The following is a 23,437-nucleotide window of genomic DNA, read 5'->3' as shown; positions in this document are numbered from 1 at the left end:
TCTAGCAGTTGTCGTTCGTATGCCGTTCGAGCGCGTGCGTCCATGCATCCGCGCAGCCTTGGCCTGTTATCCGCCCTTTGGTACTTCCATCGCGGTTGCGCCGATCACCCATGCCGACAACCCGGCGACCGGGACCGCGCAGAGGATGGCCTCGGCGATCTGGGCCTCGGTCGCGCCTGCTTTTCGTGCGCCATCGATGTGAACGGAGGCCCAGCTACTATAGTCCGCGGCGAGCACGGTCACGAGCAGGAGTTCCGCATGAGCCGGCTCCAATGCGGTCCCCGACAGCGTCCCCTCACGCATGAGATAATAGGCGTCGGCGCCGGTGGGCACGAGATCGAGCAACAGCCGAAGCGATGGCGGCACCGTACCGAAATACTTGATGAAATTGCCTTCCGCTTCTCCCTCCTCGACCTCAACCGGATGCTCATCGGCCTCGATCACGGCATCGTCGGGATAGGTCACGCTCAGCACTTCGGCGAAACGCAGCGCCGCCCCCTCGCCTCGCGAACTCGACAAAATCGTCATCGCCGCGGCGGCATGCTCGCTCGTCAGCCCAGCGGTCGCGGCCTGCGCCAATTCCCGCCGCGCCATCGCCTCATAGCCCTTCGTACAAGCGGCCGCGGCGACAAACAAACGCTTGAGCGACGCCGACAGCGCACCGTCCTCCTCGACCACCTTACGAAACCGCGCATAACCCGCGACGGTCTTCGGCGCGTTAAAGCGCAGTCGCCCGCTTGAAAGCAGCGGATTGGCTTGGGGGGCGTCGCGAGTCACGTCTTTCTCCTTCAAGCAGAAGCCGATGAGCCTTGGTTCGGCCTGTGTGCCGCCCTTCTTAACGACCATCCGGACGCTGACAACAGTTGACGACCGACCGTACGGTCGATTATTCGTGACGACGATAATCGAGAAGGATGTCAGGCTATGACGAACGACCCGGAATCGACGTGATCAGAGCATTGGAAAACCGCGTCGCCCTGGTCACCGGCGCAGCGTCGGGCATCGGGCGCGCTACCGCCCGTCGCATGGCCGAACACGGTGCGACCGTTATTCTCGTCGATCGGACAGCAGACGCATTGCCCGGCGCGCTGGAAGACCTGCCGGCAGGTGCGCACCGCACCGTCACGCTCGACGTCACCGACGAAGCCGGCTGGATCGACGTGGCGCGGACCATCACCGATGAAATCGGGCATCTCGACATCTTGGTGAACAACGCCGGCTTCGGGACCTTCCGTTCCATCACCGATACGACGCTCGCTCACTGGCGGATGGTCATGGCCGTCAACCTCGACAGTATCTTTCTCAGCACCAAATATCTCCTGCCCCTGCTCGCGAAGTCGCCGACGGGCGGTGCGATCGTCAATATGTCGTCGATCCGCGGCATCGCGGGCGCCGCCAACACCGGCGCTTACTGCGCCGCAAAGGGCGGCGTTCGCATGTTCACCAAGGCGACCGCACTCGAGTGCGCGGCCTTGGGCAACGGAATACGCGCCAACTCTATCCACCCCGGACACGTCGCCACGCCCCTGACGGCGGGAGCGCACGCGTCGGAGGAAGGACAGCGCGCGCTGCTGGCGGACACGCCGCTCGGGCGCAAGGCCTCGCCGGACGAGATAGCCGACGCCATTGTCTTCTTGGCCGGAGACGGATCGCGCTACATGACGGGCTCCGAACTGATCGTCGATGGCGGATCCACCGCACAATAGGAGACAGTCTTGAAGATCAACGACATAGCCGCCATCGTCACCGGTGGCGCGTCCGGACTGGGCGGAGCCACTGCTGCGATGCTCGCGGCCAGAGGCGCCAGGGTAACGATCGTAGATCGGGATCGTGAGGCCGCAGAAGCTCACGCCACTGCGATCGGCGGGCGCGCCGCCATCGTCGACGTCACGGACGATACCGCCATCGAAGCTGCACTCGCCGAGGCCGAACAGGCCCACGGCGTCGCCCGCATATTGGTCAATTGTGCCGGTGTGGCGCCCGCGATCAAGACCGTCGGCAAGGAAAACGTGCCGCATCCGCTCGACGCTTTCCGCCGCGCCGTCGAGATCAACCTGATAGGCACCTTCGCGATGATTGCCCGCTTCTCGGCGAGACTGGTCGCGGCCGAGCCGATCGGTGAGGAACGCGGCGTGATCGTCAACACCGCCTCGGTGGCGGCCTATGACGGACAGGTAGGCCAGGCAGCCTATGCCGCCTCGAAGGGTGGCGTCGTCGGCTTGACGCTCCCCATCGCTCGCGACCTCGCGCAGCATCGCATCCGGGTGATGACGATCGCCCCCGGGATCTTCCTGACGCCGATGCTCATGGGCCTGCCACAAGCGGCGCAGGATTCGCTGGGAACGCAGGTGCCACACCCTAGCAGGCTTGGGAAACCAGACGAATATGCCGCGCTGGTCGAAGCGATCCTGACCAATCCCATGCTCAACGGCGACGTGATCCGCCTCGACGGTGCAATCCGGATGGCACCCCGATGAGCGGCGCTCGCATTGCTGCCGCAGTGGCGCGCTTCGTTCGCGATCAGGTGGTGCCGTACGAACATGACCCCCGGCGTAGCGCGCACGGTCCTTCGGACGAACTCGTCCAGGAGTTGCGCGATCTGGCGCGCGCAGCCGGTGTCCTGACCCCGCATATCCTTTCCGACGGTAGCCACCTGTCGCACAGAGATACGGCCAAGGTGCTGCGCGCTGCCGGGTTGTCGCCACTCGGGCCATTGGCGGTCAACGTCATGGCACCCGACGAGGGCAACATGTATCTGCTCGGCAAAGTCGCCAGCACCGAGCAGAAGGCGCGCTTCCTCTCGCAGCTAGTGGACGGCACAGCGCGATCCGCCTTCTTCATGACGGAGCCAGCGGCCGATGGTGGCGCCGGCTCGGATCCTTCGATGATGCTCACGACGGCCGCTCGCGACGGGAATCACTGGGTCGTCAACGGTCGCAAGGCATTCATCACGGGCGCCGACGGTGCCAAGGTCGGCATCGTGATGGCGAAAGCCGACGAAGGTGCGACGATGTTCCTGGTCGACCTGCCTGATCCTGCGATCACGATCGAACGCGTGCTCGACACGATCGACAGTTCCATGCCGGGCGGTCATTCGGTGGTCGCTATCACCAACCTGCGCATCCCGGCCGACCAGATGCTCGGCAATCCGGGAGACGGCTTCAAGCTCGCGCAAGTTCGGCTGGCGCCTGCGCGGCTTACCCATTGCATGCGGTGGCTGGGTGCCTGCGACCGCGCGAACGAGATCGCGACCGACTATGCCTGCCGCCGCCACGCGTTCGGCAAGCCGCTGGTCGATCACGAAGGGGTCGGCTTCATGCTGGCCGAGAATATGATCGATCTGAAACAGGCCGAACTGATGATCGATTGGTGTGCTGACGTGCTCGATACCGGCGCGCTTGGTACCGTGGAAAGCTCGATGGCGAAGGTTGCGGTCAGCGAGGCGTTGATGCGGATCGCCGATCGCTGCGTACAGGTCATGGGCGGCACCGGCGTGACCGACGACACGATCGTCGCCCAAGTGTTTCGCGAGGTACGCGCCTTTCGGATCTACGACGGTCCCACCGAGGTTCACAAGTGGAGCCTCGCCAAGAAGATCAAGCGCGACTGGCGCGACGCCCAAAGTTCGGTTCAAACATGAACGGCTTGCTGTTCGAGCGCGTTGGACCGGTGGCTTGGCTGACCCTCGATCGCCCTGACGCAGCCAACGCGATAGACGTGCCGATGGCGAAGGCGTTGATGGAGACTACGATCGAGTGTGACGAAGACCCGGCGATACGGTGCGTCATCTTGACCGGAAACGGGCGCATGTTCTGTGCCGGTGGGGACGTCGCCGGCTTTGCAAAAATGGGCGATGCGTTACCAGCGCACATCAAGCAGACGACTGCGTATCTGCATGCCGCCATCACTCGCCTAGCGCGAATGGACAAGCCGCTGATTACGGCAGTCAACGGTCCAGCGGCGGGTGCTGGTATCGGGCTTGCCGTCATCGGTGACATCGTGTTGGCAGCCCCCGAGGCCCATTTTACGATGGCGTATACCGCACTCGGAATGTCGCCAGATGGAGGTACAAGTTGGCTTGTTCCACGTCTCGTAGGATTGCGACGGGCACAGGAACTATTCTTCTGCAACACACGCGTCTTGGCGACCGAAGCCGCCAAGATGGGACTTGTGACGCGCGTCGTAGAAGGCGGCAGCCTCGCAGAAGAGGCAACGGCATTGGCCGAAAAGTTGGTGACCTCCGCCACATCGGCACTGGGCGCAACGCGGCGTCTGTTATTCGATAGTCTGGTCACACCGCTCGAAACACATCTCGACGCCGAAGCACGCAGTATCGCAAGTCAATCGCGACGGTCTGAAGGCCGCGAAGGCATCGCGGCCTTCCTGAGCAAACGCAAACCGACATTCCAAGGTGCTTCTTAGCCCTGTCTACACCGCGTTGAACGACAGAAATTCTGGAGACTGTATGACTTCGCCGATCCGCTCCGAACGCCATGACGACGTGCTCGTCATCATCTCGAACAACCCGCCGGTCAACGCGCTCGGCGCCGCGGTCCGCCAAGGCCTTGAGGCGGCGATAAAGGAAGGCGTGAACGATGACAGCATCACCGCGATGGTGATCCGCTGCGACGGCCGTACGTTCTTTGCGGGTGCGGACATCACCGAGTTCGACAAGGAGATGATCGAGCCTGGCCTGCCCACCGTCGTCGACATGATCGAGGCATCCTCGAAGCCCGTCGTCGCGGCGATCCACGGCACCGCGCTCGGCGGCGGCTGCGAGGTCACGCTCGGCTGCCACTACCGCGTTGCCGTCCCGTCGGCGAAGATCGGTACGCCCGAAGTGAAGCTCGGCCTCCTGCCCGGCGCGGGCGGCACGCAACGCATCCCGCGGATCGCCGGCGTGAAGCTTGCGCTGGAGATGACCGCGAAGGGCGATCCGATCTCGGCCAAGAAGGCGCTCGATGCCGGCCTGATCGACAAGATCGTCGGCGAGGATTTGCTCGAGGCCGATGCCGTCGCGTTCGCGCGCGAGATCGCGACCAAGCGCCCCCTGCCCCGCGCGTCCGAGAAAACCGCGCAGGCCGATCCCGACGCGGTCACCGCGTTCAAGAAGGAAAATGCCCGCCGTTTCCGTAACTTCGACGCGCCGGCCGCCAATATCGCCTGCGTCGAGAAGGCCGCCGACGGCTCCAGCTTCGAAGAGGGCATTGCCTTTGAGCGCCAGGAATTCATGAAGCTGATGACCGGCGTTCAGTCGGCCGCGCAACGCCACATCTTCTTTGCCGAACGCCAGGCGGCCAAGATCGACGACGTCCCCGCCGACACCAAGCTGCGTGAGATCAAGCGCGTCGGCGTGATCGGCGCGGGCACGATGGGCGGCGGCATCTCGATGAACTTCCTGTCCGCGGGTATTCCCGTGACGATCGTCGAGATGCAGCAGGACGCGCTCGACCGTGGCACCGGCGTCGTGCGGAAGAATTACGAGGCGACCGCTGCGAAGGGCCGGATGAAGCCCGAGCAGGTCGAGCAGGCGATGGGCGCGCTAAAGCCGACGCTGGACTTCGCCGACCTCGCGGAGTGCGACCTGATCATCGAGGCGGTGTACGAGACGATGGAGGTGAAGAAGGAGATCTTCACCAAGCTGGATGCGATCGCCAAGCCGGGCGCGATCCTGGCGTCGAACACCTCGTATCTCGATATCGACGCGATCGCGGCGTGCACCAAGCGGCCCGAGGACGTGGTCGGCATGCACTTCTTCTCGCCTGCCAACGTGATGAAATTGCTTGAAGTTGTACGCGGCGACAAGACCGCTGACGACGTGCTCGCGACCGTCATGGCGCTCGCGAAGAAGATCAAGAAGGTCGCGGTGGTGGCGGGCGTCACCTACGGGTTCATCGGCAATCGCATGCTGATGCCGCGGCAGGTCGAGGCGACCAAGCTGCTGCTGGAAGGCGCGAGCCCGGAGCAGATCGACAAGGTCCATGTGGCCTTTGGGATGCCGATGGGGCCGTTCCAGATGAGCGATCTGGCGGGCGTCGACATCGGCTGGCACCGCGATCCGAGCCGGATCGAGAACATCCGCGATGCGCTGGCGGCGGAGAACCGCTGGGGCCAGAAGACCAAGGCGGGCTTCTACGATTACGACGAGAAGCGGACGCCGTCGAACTCTGCGCGGGTAACGGAGATCATCGACGACTTCCGCAAGAAGTCGGGCGTGACGCCGCGCGCGATCAGGGACGAGGAGATCGTCGTGCGGACGCTCTACACGATGGTGAACGAAGGCGCGCTGATCCTCGAAGAAGGCAAGGCGCAGCGCGCGTCCGACGTCGACGTGGTCTGGATCTACGGCTATGGCTGGCCGGTGTACCGCGGTGGGCCGATGTTCTGGGCGCAGTCGGAAGGCCTGGCGAAGGTCGTCGCGGGGCTCGAAAAATACGGGTTCCCGGTGGCGGAGTCGTTGAGAAATGGGATACGCTGATCTTAGCGTGCGCTGCTGTGCGCCATGCCGATGTGGCCCGTCCGGCCGCTCGCGTCCGTGATCAGGTGGTACAACAGAGGCTGCGAAGCCCGATGATCCCGTCGCCGGCCCGACAAGTGAGCAGAGCGCTGACCGGGCGGCTCGCGCTTGTCACGGGCGCGGGTGGTGGTCTCGGCCACGCAATCGCTCGGAACCTCGCTGAGACTGGTGCGGAAGTGGTAGTTCACGGTCGTGACCGGGGGCGGTTGGAAGCGGTCGTAGCCGAATTGGTGGATGCGGGCGGCTATGCCAAGGCAATTGTCGTCGACCTAAAGGACGAGAGCGCCCTTCGCGATTCCGTAACAGCGCTCGGTCCGATCGACATACTCGTCAGTAATGCGGGTCTACGCGATCGACGTCCCCTCGCTGAACTCGACCGCGCCGCTTTCCGCCGGCTGCTCGAAGTAAACCTTGTCGCTCCGTTTGACCTCGTGCGAATGGTGGCACCGCAAATGCGAGAAGGTGGGCGGATTATCACGATCACATCAATTGCCGGACAGATCGCGCGCGCTGGTGACGCCGCTTATACCGCCACCAAGGGCGGGCTTGAAGCGCTGACCCGCGCGCTCGCTGCCGAACTGGGCCCACGTGGGATCACGGTCAACGCGGTCGCGCCGGGCTATTTTGCGACTGATGCCAATGCGCCGATGGTGGCCAGCGAGGAGATCGCGGCGCACCTTGCGAGGCGCACGTCACTCGGCCGCTGGGGCCATCCTGCCGAGATCGCCGGAGCGGTCGTGTTCCTCGCCTCGCCGGCAGCTTCCTACATTACGGGGCAGGTAATTGCGGTCGATGGCGGATACCTTGCCCACTTTTAGGCCGTAGCTTGGTCGGCGTCGAAAGTATCGACCCACATCCGGACGCTTACGCCCCTTCCCTCGCTTCCTAAATTCGGACGCTGGTTCATCTTCGCGAATGACCGATTTTGACGCCCAGCTATCCGCTCGCAAATGTCGTGATGGGATCGGAGAGCGGACCTTCCGCTTTTAAAAAGGTGGGTGGCGATAGGCGACTTTGAACATATGCCGCCTTTCCCAGAAAGCATGGGCAATTGAAATCGTTATAGCTTAAACGATCGCTAGTGACAGGTTACCGACGTGGCGAAGCGAAGTCGCCGAATATCAAAGAAATTTAAGGCGCGATAAGCGGTTATCGCGCTGATGCGTTAGACCTCAATGACCGACACCCCGCAGCAACCGCTTCTCATCGTCGAAGACGAGATGTTCATCCGGATGATCGCCGCTGATGCTCTGGAGGACCGGGGGTTCTCCATCATCGAAGCCGGTGACGCACGCGAGGCGTTGGAAATACTGGAGCGTTCGTCGGAGATCGCCCTGATTTTTACCGACATCAACATGCCGGGTGATCTCGACGGACTTGATCTGGCAGAGGAGGTGACAAAGCGCTGGCCGCACATCGAGATCATCGTCACCTCTGGTGGGGTTCGCTTGGACTCGGCCGAAGTTCCAGATTCCGGTAAGTTTTTGCCCAAGCCGTATGCGACGGATCAGCTCGTTAAACTGGTGCAAGAGCAATTGGCGAGGCGGGACGCTGGATCGCCGACGGACCACAGGTAGAGCGGGGACGGCTCACCAGTTTTGGCAAGGCATTGGCGCGAACTATCGGATTACGTTAGAAGAAGTCGTTCGCCGAGATGGACGGATGCGGCGGTCAGCTTGACCACACGGGGCTCTTGTCGGGTTCATGGTTTGAAAAACGAAGCACTCATTGTCGCGCCACACGCTGTCAGCGGTCTTTCGTCCGTCGCGCTCGCATCGGTCCTCGATCAGAGCGTGGATTGCGTGAAGCTGATCGGTCTCGACGGCAACATCCGGTACATGAACGGCAACGGCATTTGCGCGATGGAGATCGACGATTTTTGCGCCGTCGAAGGTCAGCCATGGGCAGATCTGTGGCCGGACGAAGCGCGACAGGCGATAATCGGATCGTATCCGCAGGCAGCGACCGGGCAAACCGTACGGTTCAGGGCATTTTGCCCGACCGCAAAGGGATCGCCCAGGTGGTGGGACGTAACTGTCTCACCGGTGACGGACAATGCCGGCGACCACGCCGGCTACCTCTCTGTGTCTCGCGATATCACCGAGACGGAGACCGCGCGCGAGGCACTCGAGATCGCGGCAGCTGAGATGAAACATCGGTTGAAGAATACCTATTCCATGATCGGCAGCCTGTTGATCGGGTTCGCCAAGGGCAATGCGGACAACGAAGCCTTCGCGCACGAGATGGCCGAGCGAATGGGTGCGCTCAGTACCGCGCAGGCGCTATTTGTTTCTGATGAGGTGCCGCTGGAGTTGGATCGCCTCATACCCGCACTTGTGACGCCATTCGATCAACCGGCGTGTCCTGTGACGATCGAGCGGCTTTCCTCATCCATCGTCGACCAGGGCCAAGCGAACGCCATTGCGTTGGTAATAGGCGAACTGGCGGTAAACAGCGCCAAGCACGGCGCCTTGCATCATGGCGGGAATGTGCATGTGAGCGCAGTTGAAGAGCTCGAAAGCTTGACGATCCTATGGGTCGAGCGTTCTAACCAGCCGGTCCTAGCGCGTGATCGGACCGGCGGACAGGGCTTGCGATTGATGGAACGGATCGTGCGCGCCCGTCGCGGGATCATTGCCTACGACTGGGATGACAGCGGCTTGTCGGTCAGGCTGACCTTCCGGCGCTGACGAGCGAAGTCTTAAGGTCGTGGAAGGGACCTGTTTCAGTCGCCGCGCGGACGTCTGGTGGGCCGAGAACACGTCACGATCCTAGGCATCAAACCTCCCGCAGCGCCTTGGACAATGCGTCAATCGAGTTCGGCCTGTGCTGTAGTCCGAAACCAAGTTTTCCTGCGGAACCTGCGTCCCGGTCGGGATGAACAATCAGGAAGGCACACGGCACTAAGAACTTGTTTTCAGAGGCGCGGTACCGATCGCTGATCACCCAAGATCGTCGGCGACGATGGCGATCTCGTACAGCTTCCTTGCTGAGGCGCTTTGTTCGTTCTGTGCAAAGCCGATCAGAAAAGCTGTGGCCTCGATGCCCTCCGGGGTTTCGCGTGGAAGCGTCATCGACCAGTTCCCGAACATTGGCTGCTTTATTTCGCGGTCGCAAATGATCTCGATATCCGTGTGGCGCTCATCGGCGTTAATCCGGTCCATAGTTTCGATAATTGCTGCTCGATCACCCTCGAGAACTTGTGCGAAGTTATTCTTGTCGAACCACAACACCCCGGTGATGCCGGCGCAGGCGTTGCGAACGGCTGAGGTTTTCACAATCGCGTCAAGATCGCTACGATCGGTCCCGATCAACGATTTGCTGATATAGATTAGTCGGTGCATCTAATCGTAACCGTCTGGTTTGGATCGCGTTCCCAGGCCAAGGCAATCGGGGTACCATATTGATCAGGGACGCCTGCGGCGTCCCAATCTGGCGTCTCCATACGCAGTAGCATCGGCCTGCTCAGCAGTAGGGGTTTGCCTAAAGCTTTTCGCCGACTTGCCGGATCGTAGGCACAGCCTGTAGGTTTGACCTGCTAGCGCCGGCGCCATCCACTGGATCGACATGATTTCTGACGTGTTTCGTACCCCCGCCTCCCTCCCAGCAGGGCTGCAGTTTCTTGCGGGGGGCGGCGAAGCCAGTCGTCTCATCGTTGATCGCGACTGGTCGAACCACCCTCTGGGTCCTCCCGAGGGCTGGCCCGACATTCTGAAGTCGACCCTAAGTACAGTGCTCAACTCACCAGAATCTATGATTCTGGCCTGGGGTCGCGAAGAGCTGACCTTCTTTTTCAACGAGACCTATTTCCCGCTTCTCGGGCCTAGGCTTCCGTGGTCGATGGGGGCGCCTTTCAGGGATGTGTGGGCGGACGCCTGGACGCAGGCTAAGCCGATCATCGACGATGCCTTCGAGGGCAAGAGCCAACGCTTTACGGACCTGCCATGGAAGCTCGCGACCGACCGAGGGCCCGCGGATACGTGGTTTACCTTCTCCTATTCACGCATCCTTGATGCAGAGGGCGAGGTCGCCGGCCTCTTCATCCTCACCAACGAAACGACTGATCGTGTCCTTGGCGATGCTGCCCTACGCCAAAGTGAAGAACGCCTTCGCCTCGTTATCGAAGGCGCCAAGGATCATGTGATCGTGACCGTTGATACTGGCGGTATCATTACCTCTTGGTCAGCCGGTGCGACTGCCGTGCTTGGCTGGTCTGGCGACGAAGCCGTTGGACAATCAATCTCAATGATCTTCACCGATGAGGATCGTGCTAGCGGTGCCGATGTTCGCGAGCTTGCTGGCGCCGCGCGGGACGGCTCCGCTACCGATGAACGCTGGCATATAAACAAAAATGGCCATCTTGTTTTCCTAAGCGGATCGATGCATCCACTCATCGCGGACGTTCAGGGCCATGACCAGGGCTTCATCAAAATCGCTCGTGATGAGACAGAGCGCCAGAAGGCCCGGCAGGATCTTGAGCGGTGGAACGCCACCCTGGAACAACAGGTCGCCGAACGGACAGCTGATCGAAACCGGCTCTGGCAGCTTTCGTCCGATTTGATGCTGGTAGCGAGCTTCGACGGCGACATCGAAGCCGTAAATCCTGCATGGACGCGTATTCTCGGATGGTCGGAAGCCGAGTTGATCGGTGTCTCGCTATTTTCCCTCATTCATCCAGAGGATCTCGATCACACGATCACCGGCGCCTCCGGCATCGCGAGCGGGCAGACCTATGCCCGGTTCGAGAACCGCTACCGACACAAGAATGGCAGCTATCGTGATATCGTCTGGGCCGCTGGGCCGGGGGATGAAAAGATTATCGCGGTAGGCCGCGACTCCACCGAAGAACGCGCTGCCGCAAAAGCGCTTACGGTCGCCGAGGACCAGCTTCGGCAAGCACAAAAAATGGAAGCGGTTGGCCAGCTCACCGGTGGGCTGGCGCACGATTTCAACAATCTGCTGACCGGTATGATGGGCAATCTGGAATTGCTCCAGCTACGCCTTGCACGGGGCAGGCTCGACGACGCGGAACGTTTCATCCTCGCGGCGCAAGGGGCCGGCCGACGTGCGGCATCGCTCACCCAGAGGCTGCTTGCCTTCTCCCGCCGTCAGACGCTCGATCCCAAGGCCACTGACGTAAACCGTTTGATCGTCGGTATGGAGGATCTGCTGCGCCGAACGGTCGGCCCTACAAACAACATCGAGGTTATCGGAGCCGCTGGTTTGTGGACCGCCATGATCGACGCCACGCAGCTCGAAAGCGCCATACTGAACCTGTGCATCAACGCCCGTGATGCGATGCCGGATGGAGGCCGGCTGACGATCGAAACTGGCAACAAATGGCTTGATGACCATGCTGCGCGCGAGCGGGACCTTCCCGCTGGCCAGTACCTCTCGATCTGCGTGACCGACACGGGGACAGGTATGACACCCGAGACGATCGAAAGGGCGTTCGAGCCTTTCTACACGACAAAGCCGATCGGCCAGGGAACCGGCCTTGGTCTGTCGATGATCTATGGCTTTGCCCGTCAGTCGAACGGACAGGTCCGCATCTACTCAGAGGTGGGCGAAGGAACGACGATCTGTGTCTATCTGCCACGCTACATGGGGGAGGCCCTACTTCCCGAAGAGGAAGAGGCTCTGGCGGCAGCGGCATCCGCAAGCGGCGAAACCATTCTGGTCGTCGATGATGAAGCAAGCATCCGCCATCTCATCGACGAGGTCCTCGACGAGATCGGTTACACGGTCATAGGTGCCGCGGACGGCGCGTCCGGGATCAAGGTCCTTCAGTCCGGTGCCAAGATAGAGCTGCTGATTACCGATGTCGGCTTGCCGAACGGTATGAACGGACGACAGGTCGCCGACGCGGCACGGACCCTGCGACCGGGGCTGAAAGTGCTCTTCATCACAGGATACGCAGAGAATGCCGCGGTCGGTAATGGTCATCTCGAACCTGGCATGGAGCTGTTGACGAAGCCGTTCACCATGCAGGCGTTGGCATTGAAGGTGGCGGACATGATGAAGACCACCACCCAGAGGTCGGATCGTACATCAACTGCTTCACCCCGACGTAGCGACCGAGAGGGCAGTCGATGAAAGTGAAGGCGATCGATCACGTCGTGTTCAACGTGCGCGACGTGGATGCTTCAGCGGAGTGGTACGAGAAGGCGCTCGACATGGAGCGGCATGTTTCATCCTCGGATGACGGTCCAATTCGCATGAGCATGATATTTGGCCCCAACAAGATCAACCTTCGCCCGATATCCGCCTCGCAGGAGGCGTGGTTTACCGCGCGTACGCCGACCTCGGCAGCGATGATCTTTGCTTCCTGACCGATACGCCCCCCACCGAAGTCGCTGGCCACTTCCGCAACCTCGGCATTGCGATCGAAACCGGCACCGGCATCAAAAAGGGCGCGCGGGGGCCGATATGTTCGGTCTATTTGCGTGATCCCGACGACAACCTTATAAAGGTCTCGTCGTACCAACTATGACGGGACCGTCAGTTAACATATCGCTAAATAACCAATATGGCCAATAACAACCGCCTATAAAGCATGTTTGGCGTTAGCTCCACCCTGTAATTACGCTATAATTATGCATTTACGTTTCTAGTACATGATAATTTCCTTGCATGTGCTTTATGAAACCATTCTATATCTGTGCGACGGTAATGTGTGGAGATGGATGTGTACGGGGCACACGTCGGTTCATGGTTGGACGTTTTTTCTAATGAGAAGAAGCGACAGCTTGCCGTAGATCAGAGCGGAGCGTTAGCAATGCGCGGCAGCGAGGAGCTTGAGCGCATTGTGGACGTCGTTCGCGATTACTATCGGACACAGTATGCGGCGATCTCGATCATCGACAAACGCATGCAAACTTTGTTGGCGGAACGTGGACTGGGTGTCACCGAAACCCCGCGAAACACGGCCTTCTGCGCCGTCACGGTTCGGCAGGGCGGGCAGATGCTGGTCATCCCCGATGCGCGCAGCGATCCGCGTTTCGAAGAGTTCGACAGTGTTATAAATGATCCATTCGTCCGCTTCTCCGCTGGCGCGCCTATTACTGATCCCGCGGGACTGGCGCTTGGCGCGATATGCGTTGCGGACAGTGAGCCGCTGGCGGGGGACTTTGATCAGTCCCTTCTTGTCATAATGGCTCGCGAAGTCGAACGCGAACTTGCCAGCCGAATGAAGGCGGTAGTTACTCCATTAACGTAAGAGCTCAGACGGTATCGGCTAGCCGTTCGGTTACGTCGTTCGACGGCCACCAGCACTCTATGGCCTGTAGCACCTGATAGTCGGACGCGGCAGGCGGGATCGACCCACTTGCGGTCATTCGCGGCCTCTTTCTGGCTCCCCAACTTCTGCCATCCATTCAGTATTGCAGCAGAGAAGGTGCTGAGCCTCGGCCCTGCCCGCTGCCTCGCCAGCTTTCAAAAGGATGATGAGGCGGCAAAGCTTTTACCGGCCCATTAACTGGCTGTCGGCTGCATAAGCTCGATCGTGATATGATCGGGGCCTGAAACGTAGGCCACCAACGTTCCCTTCCGTGGACCACTTGGGATCGGCAGCGGATTGCCTCTCGCCTTCCATCCTGCTGCCTCGACGCGGGCAATGGCGACGTGAATATCCTTCACGGTCAGAGCCAGGTGGGCCGCTCCGATCGATCCCGCGCCGCTGGGTACCGTCCCGTTCTGGAGCCCGTTTGAATATTCCAACAGTTCGACCACGTAGCCGTCTTGTGCCTTGACGATAGCCGTTTTCACACTCGGATCATCGACACCTGTCACCTGATGCAGGAAGTCGCCCCCCATCTCCGATTGCCGCTCAAGTGTGAAACCGAGCGCTCCCGTCCAGAACCGAACGGCTTCGTCCAAAGACGACACAGCGAGGCCTGTGTGGTCCACGGCAATTACGTTTGCGGCGTCCGTCATTACTGCCCTCTCACTGGTATGCCGGGCGTGCTTACCACGCGACCGTTCACCATCGTAAACCGCTTTCCCAAAACCCTTCCCGCATACACTTTCCCAATATGGGCTGACGGACACGGAGAAACGGAAAGGCTTCGAGCTCTCCTAGAGCGGCGAGCTCCAGGAGGCGAAAGACCTTGGGAGCAGACGAGATTGGTCATGCAGCGATCAGGCGACCAGCGGCGGCGGAGACCCATTACCCGCCGTTTGTATGCCGTTCGTCGTTCCCGAACTTCCGTCGGTCGTTCAGGCTAACTGCGCGCCACGATTTCCCTCCAGAGGGTGGACCGGAACGACACTGTCCCTTGGCAACGAGTGCCCCATTCTTCAAAACTGCGGCATGACGCAAGAGACCATCGCGCGCGTGCGCATCAACCTTAACGACATCGGTCCTGAGATCTGGCGGATCGTCGAGATGCCTGTCGCGGGCAGCCTCAAGATGCTCCATGACGTGATCCAGGCCGCCATGGGGTGGCAGGATTATCATCTCTGGCATTTCGAGGCCGGTGAACGCCGCTACGGCGTACCAAACCCGGAATGGCCAGACCGCAACCTCGCCGCAGCCCGAAACGTAAAGCTTGGTACGCTCATCGATCGCGACGTCCGGCAGTTCACCTATACCTATGACATGGGTGATGACTGGCGGCACACTGTCGTCGTCGAGGCAGTCGAACTGGGTGAGCACGAAATCAAATATCCCCGCTTCGTTACCGGAGAGCGACGATGCCCACCCGAGGATGTCGGCGGCCTCCCCGGCTTTGAGCGCTTCCTACAGGCGCTGAGCGACGTGGCCCACGAAGAACATCAACAGCTATATGAATGGTATGGCGGTCCCTTCGACCCGCTCGACATCGATGAAGTCGCCTCGAAGAATGCAGTCGCAGCGATTGCGATCCGCCGACATGCCGGCAAGGTCGCCTACGAAAAGAGCCGAAACCGCCACTGACGCAGTTGAAAGATCAAGATCCTGGCGCGGGAGACCCATACCCGGACATTCGCGATCTGCTATCAGCTACCCAACTTCGACCATTCATTTATCTTTGGGGCGGAGATATTTCCGAAGGCATCGCTCCTGCCCGATGGCACGGGTCAGCGCGATACTCGCTCACGCCGATCTCGCGCCTGACGTCATAACCCGACGTCATCCAACACCGCGCATTCTTCGATTACGGATGCAAGCGTGGACCGGGTTTGAAACCATCCGTACGCGCGCTGAAAGCGATGCCAAGCGCGGTCATCGAAAGCCCGAGCACCACCCAGGAGAAGGTGCCCGCGCCCGATGTATCGAGCAGAATGCCGCCGACAATGCCTCCCGCGGCAATCGCGCTATTCCAGACGGTCGTGATCATGGCATTGGCGAGATCGACTCCGTCGCCTGCCGCATCGGCAGACGCCGTCTGCAATTGCGTCGCTGCACCGCCGAAGGATAATCCCCAAACAACGATGCCCCCGATCACCACGGCAGCGATCGTACCGAACAGGATGAAGGCCAGCGCGACTCCAACGAACGCGACCAAGCTGATCAACACCAGCCGGCGCAGCATCCGGTCCACCAGAAGCCCCGTCATCCAGATGCCTACAAGCGCTGCAACGCCAAATGTGAGCAGCAGCAGATCGACGCGACCTTGGAGGCCCGACAGCACGGCGAACGGCGCGACATAGGTGTAGAGAATATTATGGGCGGTCATCCAGGCGAAAATCGTTGCGAGGATCGGGCGGATGCCGGGAGTTCTAAAGACGGTTCCGATAGACAACCGTCGGTGCGCCGACTGGCCCGCGAAGTCGGGCACCGCCCACAACACCCAGCCGATCAGCAGGACTGTCGTTCCCGACATCGCGAAGAACGCGGCCCGCCAGCCCACGGTCGCCCCTAGAAAGGCGCCCGCTGGTACGCCAAGCGAGAGCGCGATCGGTGTACCGACCATCGCGATTGCGAGCGCCTTGCCCTTGAGCGGGCCAATGACCATTCGGCGGGCATAGCCTGCCAGGATACCCCAAGCGAGGCCGGCCGCCACACCGGCCAGGAAACGAACGACCAAGGTCAGCCAGTAGTTACCGGAGATGGCAGTGATAGTATTGAAGATAAGGAAGCCGATGATAGCCGCCAGCAGCGTCGGCTTGCGGCGCGATCCTTGGGTCCACGCCGTCAATGGGATCGCAGCGACCAGCGAACCTGCGGCGTAGGCGGTGACGGTCTTCCCGGCTAGCGCTTCGGAAACGCCAAGCCCCTCCGACATGCGGGGCAGCAAGCCGGCCGGTAGCGTTTCCGTCAAAATCGCGGTGAAACCAGTCATCGCGAGCGCCAGAAGCGCAGCGATTGGCAGTGTATCGCGCTCGCCTTCCACGCGTGCCGGTACTGGATGCGCCATAGAATACCTCATTTGTGGATTGAATAGTCCACAAGTGTGAGATGCGCTTCCGGTTGTCAACGACTTTTGGATCGACTATTTCAGAAGTCAGCACAGGAGCTTGCTATGGCCCGTACCGGACGTCCCCGAAGCTTTGATCGTGACACCGCGGTCAGGCAGGCTATGCACCTGTTCTGGGAGTATGGCTTCGAAGGCGTGTCGCTGGAGCAGCTTCGTCAATCGATGGGCGGCATCTCGTCGGCGAGCTTCTACGCGGCGTTTGGGTCCAAGGAGGCACTCTATCGCACCGCGCTAGAGAGATATGGCGCGACGCATGGCAAGGTAATGCTGGTCTTGCATGATGAGGGTCTTTTGCCGCGGGAGCGCATAGAGCAAGCGTTGCGCCGGTCGGCGGAGATGCAGACCGATCCCGCCCATCCGACTGGCTGCATGATCACGCTCTCGAGCACTATCTGCTCTGTCGACGGAGGATCCGTTCAAGCGCTGACTTTAGCTGAGCGGGCAGCGAATCGTGAGGCAATCCGGACCTGTGTCGACGCGGCGATCAAGGATGGCGCACTGCGGCACGACACCAATCGGGCCGGACTGACCACGCTGTTCGACGGGGTCTTGGTTGGCTTGTCTATTCAGGCTCGAGATGGCGTCTCTCACGAAGACCTCGATGCGGGGGTCACGCAGGCATTGGCTGCTTGGGATGCAAACTCTGGCCGACCTTAGGATCGCGTTTGCGCGTGGCGGTCCCAAATACGACGAATTACCCGTGGAATATCTGCACGGAGACCCGGTCTAGCAAACTCAACGCCTTTCTACGCATCCCCACATCAGACGCCCGTTCGTTTTAACCGTCCGGTATCGCAAGCGCGGCTAAAAAAGGGCGAATGTCGCTCGCGGATGCTCATTCGATTTAAAGCGAATCCCCCTCTGCAAATGCTGGTGACGCAGAAGTAACAAGGCAGCATCACGACCCATTTTTGGAACAGAAGCAATTGCTTAGCGCTTGGGGCTGTGATCATTCCGGGAGCTATGACAATGACCGATACCACACGACGCACCTTCGTGACGGGGGCAGCCGTTACCGCTGGTGCCATCGCCGCGACAGCCGCAAACGCCGCGACACAAAGCGGTGGCAGTAATGCCGCAACGACACCAGCGGCCGCAGCGTATCCCAAGCCCCCCTACCCCGTAGAACGGCAGCCTTGGCCCGGTCTTGCATCAAAGATGACACCGCGTCCCGATCATGGCGAGAAAAGCTATAAGGGTTCAGGCAAGCTGGCAGGCAAGAAGGCCCTGATCACCGGCGGAGATAGTGGCATTGGTCGGGCCGCAGCGATTGCGTATGCGCGAGAGGGCGCGGACGTCGCGATTAACTATTTGCCGGCCGAAGAACCGGACGCTCGCGAAGTCATTGCGTTGATCCGGGCCGAGGGTCGCAAGGCCGTCGCGATCCCCGGTGATTTACGCGACGAGCGCTTTTGCCGACGTCTTGTGCAGCAAGCGAGCGAACAGCTTGGCGGACTCGATATCCTGGTCAACAATGCGGCCCGTCAGCAGACGCGTCCCGGCATCGGCGATATTTCGAGCCAAGACTTCGACGACACTATGAAGACCAACGTCTACGCACCGTTCTGGCTGACGAAGGCGGCACTCGAACGGATGAGCGCGGGCGCGGTGATCGTCAACACGTCCTCCGAGCAGGCTGGCAATCCATCACCCGACATCGTCGACTATGCACTGACCCGTGCCGCGGTGCTGAACTTCACCAAGAGCATGGCCAAGCAGCTTGCCAGTCGCGGTATCCGCGTGAACGCAGTTGCCCCCGGTCCGTTCTGGACGCCGTTGCAGGTCAGCGGCGGGGCGACGCCTGAAAAGTTGCGCAGCTTTGGTGGAGACTCGCCGATGGCGCGAGCTGGCCAGCCAGCTGAGATTGCGGCGCTTTACGTAGCCGCTGCCGATCCGTCCTTGAGCTATTCGACAGGTCAGATCTTTGGTTCGACCGGAGGGAATGGGCAACCGGCGTAAATTTTCCGAACGGCGGCTGATCCGAACCGGGGCGGACATCGCGCGCTTGAGGATTGGTAGAGCTGGCGGACGAAAACACGCCTCCTGTCTAATTTGGCGAGTGGACCGATACCGCGATCACAGCCAGCGGGCTTATTTGCCCGCTGGCTTAGTTCTTTAGATTTGAGCCAATCCTCCGTCGGTGAACAGCTCGCTGCCCGTCATGAAGCTGCTATCCGACGATGCGAGGAACGCCGCGGCTGCCGCGACTTCGGACGGGTCGCCGACATGCCCAATCGGCGTGGTAGACCCCATTTCGATCATCGCATCGCGACCGACAACCTCGGCCGCCAGCTCGGTGAGCGTTGGTCCTGGCGACAGGACATTGATGCGAATACCCGTACCCCGCAAATCCTGCGCCCAGCTGCGCGCGAGGTTACGAACCGCAGCCTTTGAAGCGCTGTAGATGCTGAACGCGGGCGTTCCCATCACGCCTGTGGTTGAGCCGGTAAGGATGATCGAACCGCCCTGGCCCATCAGCTTCGAGCCCTTCTGCACTGTGAAGATAGTGCCCTTTACATTGATGTCGAAGGTCTCGTCGTAATGCTCGGACGTGATCTCAGTGAGCGGCACGAGGGCGCCGGTCCCAGCATTGGCAAACAGGATATCGAGCGTGCCGCGCTCTTGCTTCACTGTATCAAACAGCCGGTCGAGATCGTCGGCATCGGTGACCGATCCCACTACCGCGCGTGCATCCGTACCAAGGGTAGCCAATGCCGCGTCCAGTTTCTCCTGTCTCCGGCCGAAGATGTAGACGAACGCCCCCTCTTCGATGAAGCGCTTTGCCGACGCCAGGCCGATGCCCGTGCCGCCCCCGGTGATGATCGCCGTCTTGCCTTCTAGTCTATTCATACATGCCTCCAGTTTTGGTTGCATGCAGCTGGCGTTGGACCTACCTATGAGCAAGTATGCACCTTTTGGTAAGTATCAATTATGTCTGATCACCGGAGATCCGCTATCGTCGAGCCCGCTCCCGTTGCACCTGCCTTCACCTGTGGCCTCGACGCGACGCTCAAGATCATTTCTGGCAAATGGAAGCCGCTCATTCTGTATTTCCTGTTGCGTGGACCGACGCGCTACGGCCAGCTCAAGCGCGCGGTACGCGACGTCAGCGACAAGGTTCTAATCCAGCATCTAAAGGAGTTGGAAGCAGACGGCGTATTGCGCAGGAACGACTATAAGGAGGTACCGCCACGCGTCGACTACACGCTGACGCAGCTTGGTCAGAGCCTTGCTCAGGCACTCGAGCCGTTATGCGTTTGGGGGACCGAGAACATGGCAGAGATGCAGGCGATCTTCGCTGAACGCGATATTTGGGTTCGCCAGAAGCACGCCTGATTGCTGGAAGTCAGTTTGCGATCTGAACGACCCACTTCCGGTCATTCGCAGCCTCTTTTCGGCTCCCCATCTTCTGACATCCGTTCATGTTGGCAGCGGAGGATGTGCTGAGCTGAGCTGAGCTCAGCCCCGCCCGCTGCACCGCCCGCTTTCCCAAAATGGATGGTTGAGCGAGAACGGCAGCGGCTTCCCAAAAGCCGTTTTTGACAGGTGAATCGAGAAGGCCGGTGCCGATAGCCTATCCACCTCGATCGCCCATTGACGTTGTCGGTGGGGCGGGGCTGATGGTCATGTGAGCATCGGTTCCATGTCCCTCATCCTCGGTATGTTCGAGGCACAGATGCTGGTGCTGGCGGCTGCCATCATCGGCCGGGGCGGGATGGCACGACGCTCTCTCGGAGCGTTGCTGGTCGTCCTGTGCGGTGTGCTGACGCCGTTCACTATCGGCTATGCAGGTTTCTACGATAGATGGCCGTGGCTTTCGTTCGCGCCGTTCGCCGTTCCTCTGCCGATGGGGCCATTGCTCTACGCGCACCTGAACGCCCTGATCTACGATCGCTCGATACCCCGTTGGCACGCCGCGTTGCCGGTGGCCCAGTTCGCTTATCAGGCTGTCGCTTTCTGCCTGCCGCTCGAACTGCGCGGCGCGTTCGACCGGCACGTGCAACGCCCTTGGCTTGATCCAATCCTGGCGGCGCTGCTGCTCGCGTCGATGGTCGGATATGCCGCCGCAGCCTTGCGTGCGCTACGCCGGCATCAAGGCTGGCTCATGGCGCACCGATCCGACCTCGCCGCGGCAAGGCGCGTGCGAGCCGTGATGATCGCCTATGCCACGATAGCGACGGTGCGGACGGGGTACCTGATCGCTGATGCGTTGATCGCGCCGCTCTCTTACTTCGATATGTTCGGTTTCTACGTCGTGCTGGCTGTCGTCGGGAATTTTTTGGCGATCGAGGGCTGGCGGCAGGTGGACGCCCGACCGCAGCCAATCGTGGAGCCGATCGAGCGCGACTGGCGGCCGATCGCGGCCGGGTGGATGGACCAGATCGAAGCGCATGGATGGTGGCGCGATCCGGATCTCGATCTTGCCGAGCTGGCTCGCAGGCTGGGCACCAATACCGCCTATCTGTCCCGCGGACTCAACGAAGGGCTGGGGCTGGGGTTCGCCGAAGCGATCAACGGGCTGCGCGTCGAGCATGTTGCCGTCCGCCTGCGGGACGGCACCGATGGCGATATCCTGACGCTCGCGATCGATGCCGGCTTCGGATCGAAGGCGACCTTCAACCGCGTCTTCAAGGAGCGGTTCGGCGTCACACCCTCGGCCTATCGTCGCGTCTCAACCGACAAAAATGACGCGGAACGCCCGGATTTGCAGCGCAACACCTGACCGGCATCGGCATCGGCTCGGGTCACATCCGCTCGGAGCAAGACCATGATACATCTCGATCGCCGGCACCTTCTGACGGGAGCGTCGGGCCTAGTCGCAACCGCCTTTCTGCCCGCTCCCGCCAAGGCGAACGATACGCTGCTGTCACCCGTGGCGATGCGATCAGATATCGCCATCCTGTGCGACGCCTATGCCAGCCTGCATCCCGGCCTCTATCGCTATCTGACCCCGGCGAACTTCCAGCGCCAGCGCCAGTGCCTCGATCGCTTCGCCGCGACGCCCCATACGCTGGGGGACTTCTACCTGGCGCTGTCGGCGTTTACCGCAAGCGTCCGGTGCGGTCACAGCTTTCCTAATCCCGCCAACCAGACTCCGGCCGTCGCGTCGGCGCTGTTCGGCAAGCCCGATCGCTTACCGTTCGCCTTCAGATGGCTGGACCGGCGCATGATCGTCACCGCCAATCTCGGCAGCGGGCATCATCTGCCGATCGGAAGCGAGGTCGTTGCGATCGACGGTATCAGCGCACGCGCCATGCTTGCGAAGATGCTCCCTTATGCCCGCACGGACGGCAGCAACGATGCGCGCAAGGTGGCCGACCTCGGCATACCCGGCAATGCCGATCAGCAGACGTTCGACGTGCTGCGGGCACTGATGTTCCTGGCATCAGGCCCTTCGGCCCGTGTCGCGGTGCGGACTGGTAGCAAAGTCGCGACGATCGCTTGCCCGCTGATGACGGCCGCAGCGCGCGACGCGGCGTTGCGCCATCCTTCCGAGGACTCCCCCTATGGCTGGACGTTCGAGGTGCGCGGCCAGGTCGGCATCCTGACCATGCCCACCTGGGCGGTCTTTCACGAAAAATGGGATTGGCAGAGCTTCATCGACGCCAGCCTGGACACCGCGGTCGATCGCAAACTCTCGGGCATCGTCATCGACGTGCGCGACAACGGGGGAGGGCTCGATTGCGGGGCGGCGATCATCGCCCGCCTGATCGAAGCGCCGCTGCCCGCCGACAGCTATTCCCGCCATGTACGCTACCGCAAGATACCCGATCGGCTGGCCCCCTACCTCAAAACCTGGGATCGCAGCTTCAAGGATTGGGGAGCGTCGGCAATCGGTCCTGACGCGGCCTGCTTTTACACGCTGACCCGTCCCGGCGATGCGTCCGACACCGACACTATCCAGCCCAAGGGTCGCCGGTTCGCTGGCCAGGTCGCCGTTCTCGTCGGCCCGAAGAACGCTTCGGCTACCTTTGGCTTCGCAGGCCTCATGCAGCGTCAGCGGCTGGGAATGCTGGTAGGCGAGCAGACCGGCGGCAACCGCCGTGGCATTAATGGCGGTGCCTTTTTCTTCGTCGGGTTGCCGGCATCAGGCGTCGAGGTCGATCTGCCGCTGATCGCCTATTGGCCTGAGACACCTCAGCCGGATGTTGGAATCATGCCCGATATCACCGTGTCGGCCCGGATTGCCGATATTCAAGCCGAACAGGATACCGCGCTGATGCGCGCCGTCGTCGCGGTAAGTTGAACGATCAGCCTTCCCGATTGGGAATGGTCAGCGAGACGTCTGTCGCTTTCCCAATGGGATCATAAAACGGGAATGCGTATGCCTTCCCAAATCCCATGATCGCACCGCAACTGAGAAAGAAGACGAGCCGGCCGGATGCTTCAAGGCTACTGATCGCCGCTCACCGTCGATCGAAATCCTACGCCGTTCGCGGCGCGCGCCTTTTGGATCGCGCCTCGGTTGGCGCAAGCACGAAGGCGAGACTTACCAATTGCGCCCGCCCATCAGCCTTTG

22 protein-coding genes are annotated in these 23,437 nt (G+C 61.1%); 17 read left to right on the top strand and 5 right to left on the bottom strand.

The features are described from left to right. Window positions 1–66 precede the first annotated feature (66 nt). Window positions 67–777 carry a carboxymuconolactone decarboxylase family protein gene (locus C8J40_RS18135; protein WP_243693480.1) on the bottom strand — a complete coding sequence of 237 codons (711 nt, stop codon included), beginning with the start codon at window positions 775–777 and terminating at the stop codon, window positions 67–69. A 173-nt stretch (window positions 778–950) separates the two neighbouring features. On the opposite strand from C8J40_RS18135, the gene C8J40_RS18130 reads away from it, so the two are divergent. From C8J40_RS18130 to C8J40_RS18095, 8 genes are all read left to right on the top strand, one after another. Then, the gene (locus C8J40_RS18130) at window positions 951–1,706 is read left to right on the top strand and encodes an SDR family oxidoreductase (protein ID WP_132898260.1); all 756 of its coding nucleotides are present in this window, start codon (window positions 951–953) and stop codon (window positions 1,704–1,706) included. A gap of 9 nt (window positions 1,707–1,715) precedes the next feature. After that, window positions 1,716–2,477, top strand: coding sequence for an SDR family NAD(P)-dependent oxidoreductase (locus C8J40_RS18125; protein ID WP_132898208.1), 762 nt, complete (start codon window positions 1,716–1,718; stop codon window positions 2,475–2,477). Then, window positions 2,474–3,640 carry an acyl-CoA dehydrogenase family protein gene (locus C8J40_RS18120; RefSeq protein ID WP_132898207.1) on the top strand — a complete coding sequence of 389 codons (1,167 nt, stop codon included), beginning with the start codon at window positions 2,474–2,476 and terminating at the stop codon, window positions 3,638–3,640. The genes C8J40_RS18125 and C8J40_RS18120 overlap by 4 nt, the downstream gene beginning before the upstream one ends. Continuing rightward, window positions 3,637–4,422, top strand: a complete 786-nt coding sequence (locus C8J40_RS18115; RefSeq protein WP_132898206.1) for an enoyl-CoA hydratase-related protein — start codon at window positions 3,637–3,639, stop codon at window positions 4,420–4,422. Before C8J40_RS18120 ends, C8J40_RS18115 begins: the two co-directional genes overlap by 4 nt. 43 nt (window positions 4,423–4,465) lie before the next feature. Continuing rightward, window positions 4,466–6,478 carry a 3-hydroxyacyl-CoA dehydrogenase NAD-binding domain-containing protein gene (locus C8J40_RS18110; protein WP_132898205.1) on the top strand — a complete coding sequence of 671 codons (2,013 nt, stop codon included), beginning with the start codon at window positions 4,466–4,468 and terminating at the stop codon, window positions 6,476–6,478. Window positions 6,479–6,570: 92 nt separating this feature from the next. Next, entirely contained in the window at window positions 6,571–7,335 is a 765-nt protein-coding gene (locus C8J40_RS18105) for an SDR family oxidoreductase (protein WP_132898259.1), read from the top strand. Between the two features lie 357 nt (window positions 7,336–7,692). After that, a complete protein-coding gene (locus C8J40_RS18100; RefSeq protein ID WP_056420892.1) occupies window positions 7,693–8,094 on the top strand; it encodes a response regulator in 402 nt (133 codons plus the stop codon). Between the two features lie 132 nt (window positions 8,095–8,226). After that, on the top strand, window positions 8,227–9,207 hold the full coding sequence (locus C8J40_RS18095) for a PAS domain-containing protein (protein ID WP_056420889.1): 981 nt from the start codon (window positions 8,227–8,229) through the stop codon (window positions 9,205–9,207). 252 nt (window positions 9,208–9,459) lie between these two features. Here the strand turns inward: C8J40_RS18095 and C8J40_RS18090 are convergent, their stop codons facing one another. Then, window positions 9,460–9,861, bottom strand: a complete 402-nt coding sequence (locus C8J40_RS18090) for a BLUF domain-containing protein (protein WP_056420887.1) — start codon at window positions 9,859–9,861, stop codon at window positions 9,460–9,462. A gap of 223 nt (window positions 9,862–10,084) precedes the next feature. On the opposite strand from C8J40_RS18090, the gene C8J40_RS18085 reads away from it, so the two are divergent. From C8J40_RS18085 to C8J40_RS18075, 3 genes are all read left to right on the top strand, one after another. Then, on the top strand, window positions 10,085–12,613 hold the full coding sequence (locus C8J40_RS18085; RefSeq protein ID WP_132898204.1) for a PAS domain S-box protein: 2,529 nt from the start codon (window positions 10,085–10,087) through the stop codon (window positions 12,611–12,613). After that, on the top strand, window positions 12,610–12,849 hold the full coding sequence (locus C8J40_RS20825) for a VOC family protein (protein WP_235517089.1): 240 nt from the start codon (window positions 12,610–12,612) through the stop codon (window positions 12,847–12,849). Before C8J40_RS18085 ends, C8J40_RS20825 begins: the two co-directional genes overlap by 4 nt. 446 nt (window positions 12,850–13,295) lie before the next feature. After that, window positions 13,296–13,736: a GAF domain-containing protein gene (locus C8J40_RS18075; protein WP_165911503.1), complete on the top strand. Its 441-nt coding sequence runs from the start codon at window positions 13,296–13,298 to the stop codon at window positions 13,734–13,736. A gap of 254 nt (window positions 13,737–13,990) precedes the next feature. Here C8J40_RS18075 and C8J40_RS18070 read toward each other — a convergent pair whose 3' ends face one another. Next, window positions 13,991–14,452 carry a VOC family protein gene (locus tag C8J40_RS18070; protein ID WP_132898202.1) on the bottom strand — a complete coding sequence of 154 codons (462 nt, stop codon included), beginning with the start codon at window positions 14,450–14,452 and terminating at the stop codon, window positions 13,991–13,993. A gap of 376 nt (window positions 14,453–14,828) precedes the next feature. Between C8J40_RS18070 and C8J40_RS18065 the strand changes: the two genes are divergently transcribed. After that, on the top strand, window positions 14,829–15,434 hold the full coding sequence (locus tag C8J40_RS18065; protein WP_132898258.1) for a plasmid pRiA4b ORF-3 family protein: 606 nt from the start codon (window positions 14,829–14,831) through the stop codon (window positions 15,432–15,434). A 220-nt stretch (window positions 15,435–15,654) separates the two neighbouring features. Here C8J40_RS18065 and C8J40_RS18060 read toward each other — a convergent pair whose 3' ends face one another. Further along, window positions 15,655–16,833, bottom strand: a complete 1,179-nt coding sequence (locus tag C8J40_RS18060) for an MFS transporter (RefSeq protein WP_243693479.1) — start codon at window positions 16,831–16,833, stop codon at window positions 15,655–15,657. Between the two features lie 129 nt (window positions 16,834–16,962). Here C8J40_RS18060 and C8J40_RS18055 point away from each other — a divergent pair, with 129 nt between their 5' ends. Together C8J40_RS18055 and C8J40_RS18050 are read left to right on the top strand one after the other, a co-directional pair. Next, window positions 16,963–17,574 (top strand): TetR/AcrR family transcriptional regulator, encoded by a 612-nt coding sequence (locus tag C8J40_RS18055; protein ID WP_132898201.1) that lies wholly within the window; start codon window positions 16,963–16,965, stop codon window positions 17,572–17,574. A gap of 312 nt (window positions 17,575–17,886) precedes the next feature. Next, complete coding sequence (locus tag C8J40_RS18050) at window positions 17,887–18,876, top strand: SDR family oxidoreductase (RefSeq protein ID WP_207901267.1); 990 nt, start codon at window positions 17,887–17,889, stop codon at window positions 18,874–18,876. A gap of 156 nt (window positions 18,877–19,032) precedes the next feature. Here C8J40_RS18050 and C8J40_RS18045 read toward each other — a convergent pair whose 3' ends face one another. Further along, the gene (locus C8J40_RS18045; RefSeq protein WP_093399983.1) at window positions 19,033–19,767 is read right to left on the bottom strand and encodes an SDR family oxidoreductase; all 735 of its coding nucleotides are present in this window, start codon (window positions 19,765–19,767) and stop codon (window positions 19,033–19,035) included. Between the two features lie 81 nt (window positions 19,768–19,848). On the opposite strand from C8J40_RS18045, the gene C8J40_RS18040 reads away from it, so the two are divergent. The 3 genes from C8J40_RS18040 to C8J40_RS18030 all read left to right on the top strand — a co-directional run bounded on the left by C8J40_RS18040 (window position 19,849) and on the right by C8J40_RS18030 (window position 23,164). Continuing rightward, entirely contained in the window at window positions 19,849–20,253 is a 405-nt protein-coding gene (locus tag C8J40_RS18040; protein ID WP_093399984.1) for a helix-turn-helix domain-containing protein, read from the top strand. Window positions 20,254–20,560: 307 nt separating this feature from the next. Continuing rightward, window positions 20,561–21,640, top strand: a complete 1,080-nt coding sequence (locus tag C8J40_RS18035; protein WP_132898200.1) for a helix-turn-helix domain-containing protein — start codon at window positions 20,561–20,563, stop codon at window positions 21,638–21,640. Between the two features lie 45 nt (window positions 21,641–21,685). Further along, window positions 21,686–23,164: a S41 family peptidase gene (locus C8J40_RS18030; RefSeq protein WP_132898199.1), complete on the top strand. Its 1,479-nt coding sequence runs from the start codon at window positions 21,686–21,688 to the stop codon at window positions 23,162–23,164. Window positions 23,165–23,437 lie beyond the last annotated feature (273 nt).

The organism is Sphingomonas sp. PP-CC-3A-396 (genome assembly GCF_004343105.1).
GTDB lineage: Bacteria > Pseudomonadota > Alphaproteobacteria > Sphingomonadales > Sphingomonadaceae > Sphingomonas.
This window is presented reverse-complemented; position numbering and strand designations above follow the sequence as displayed.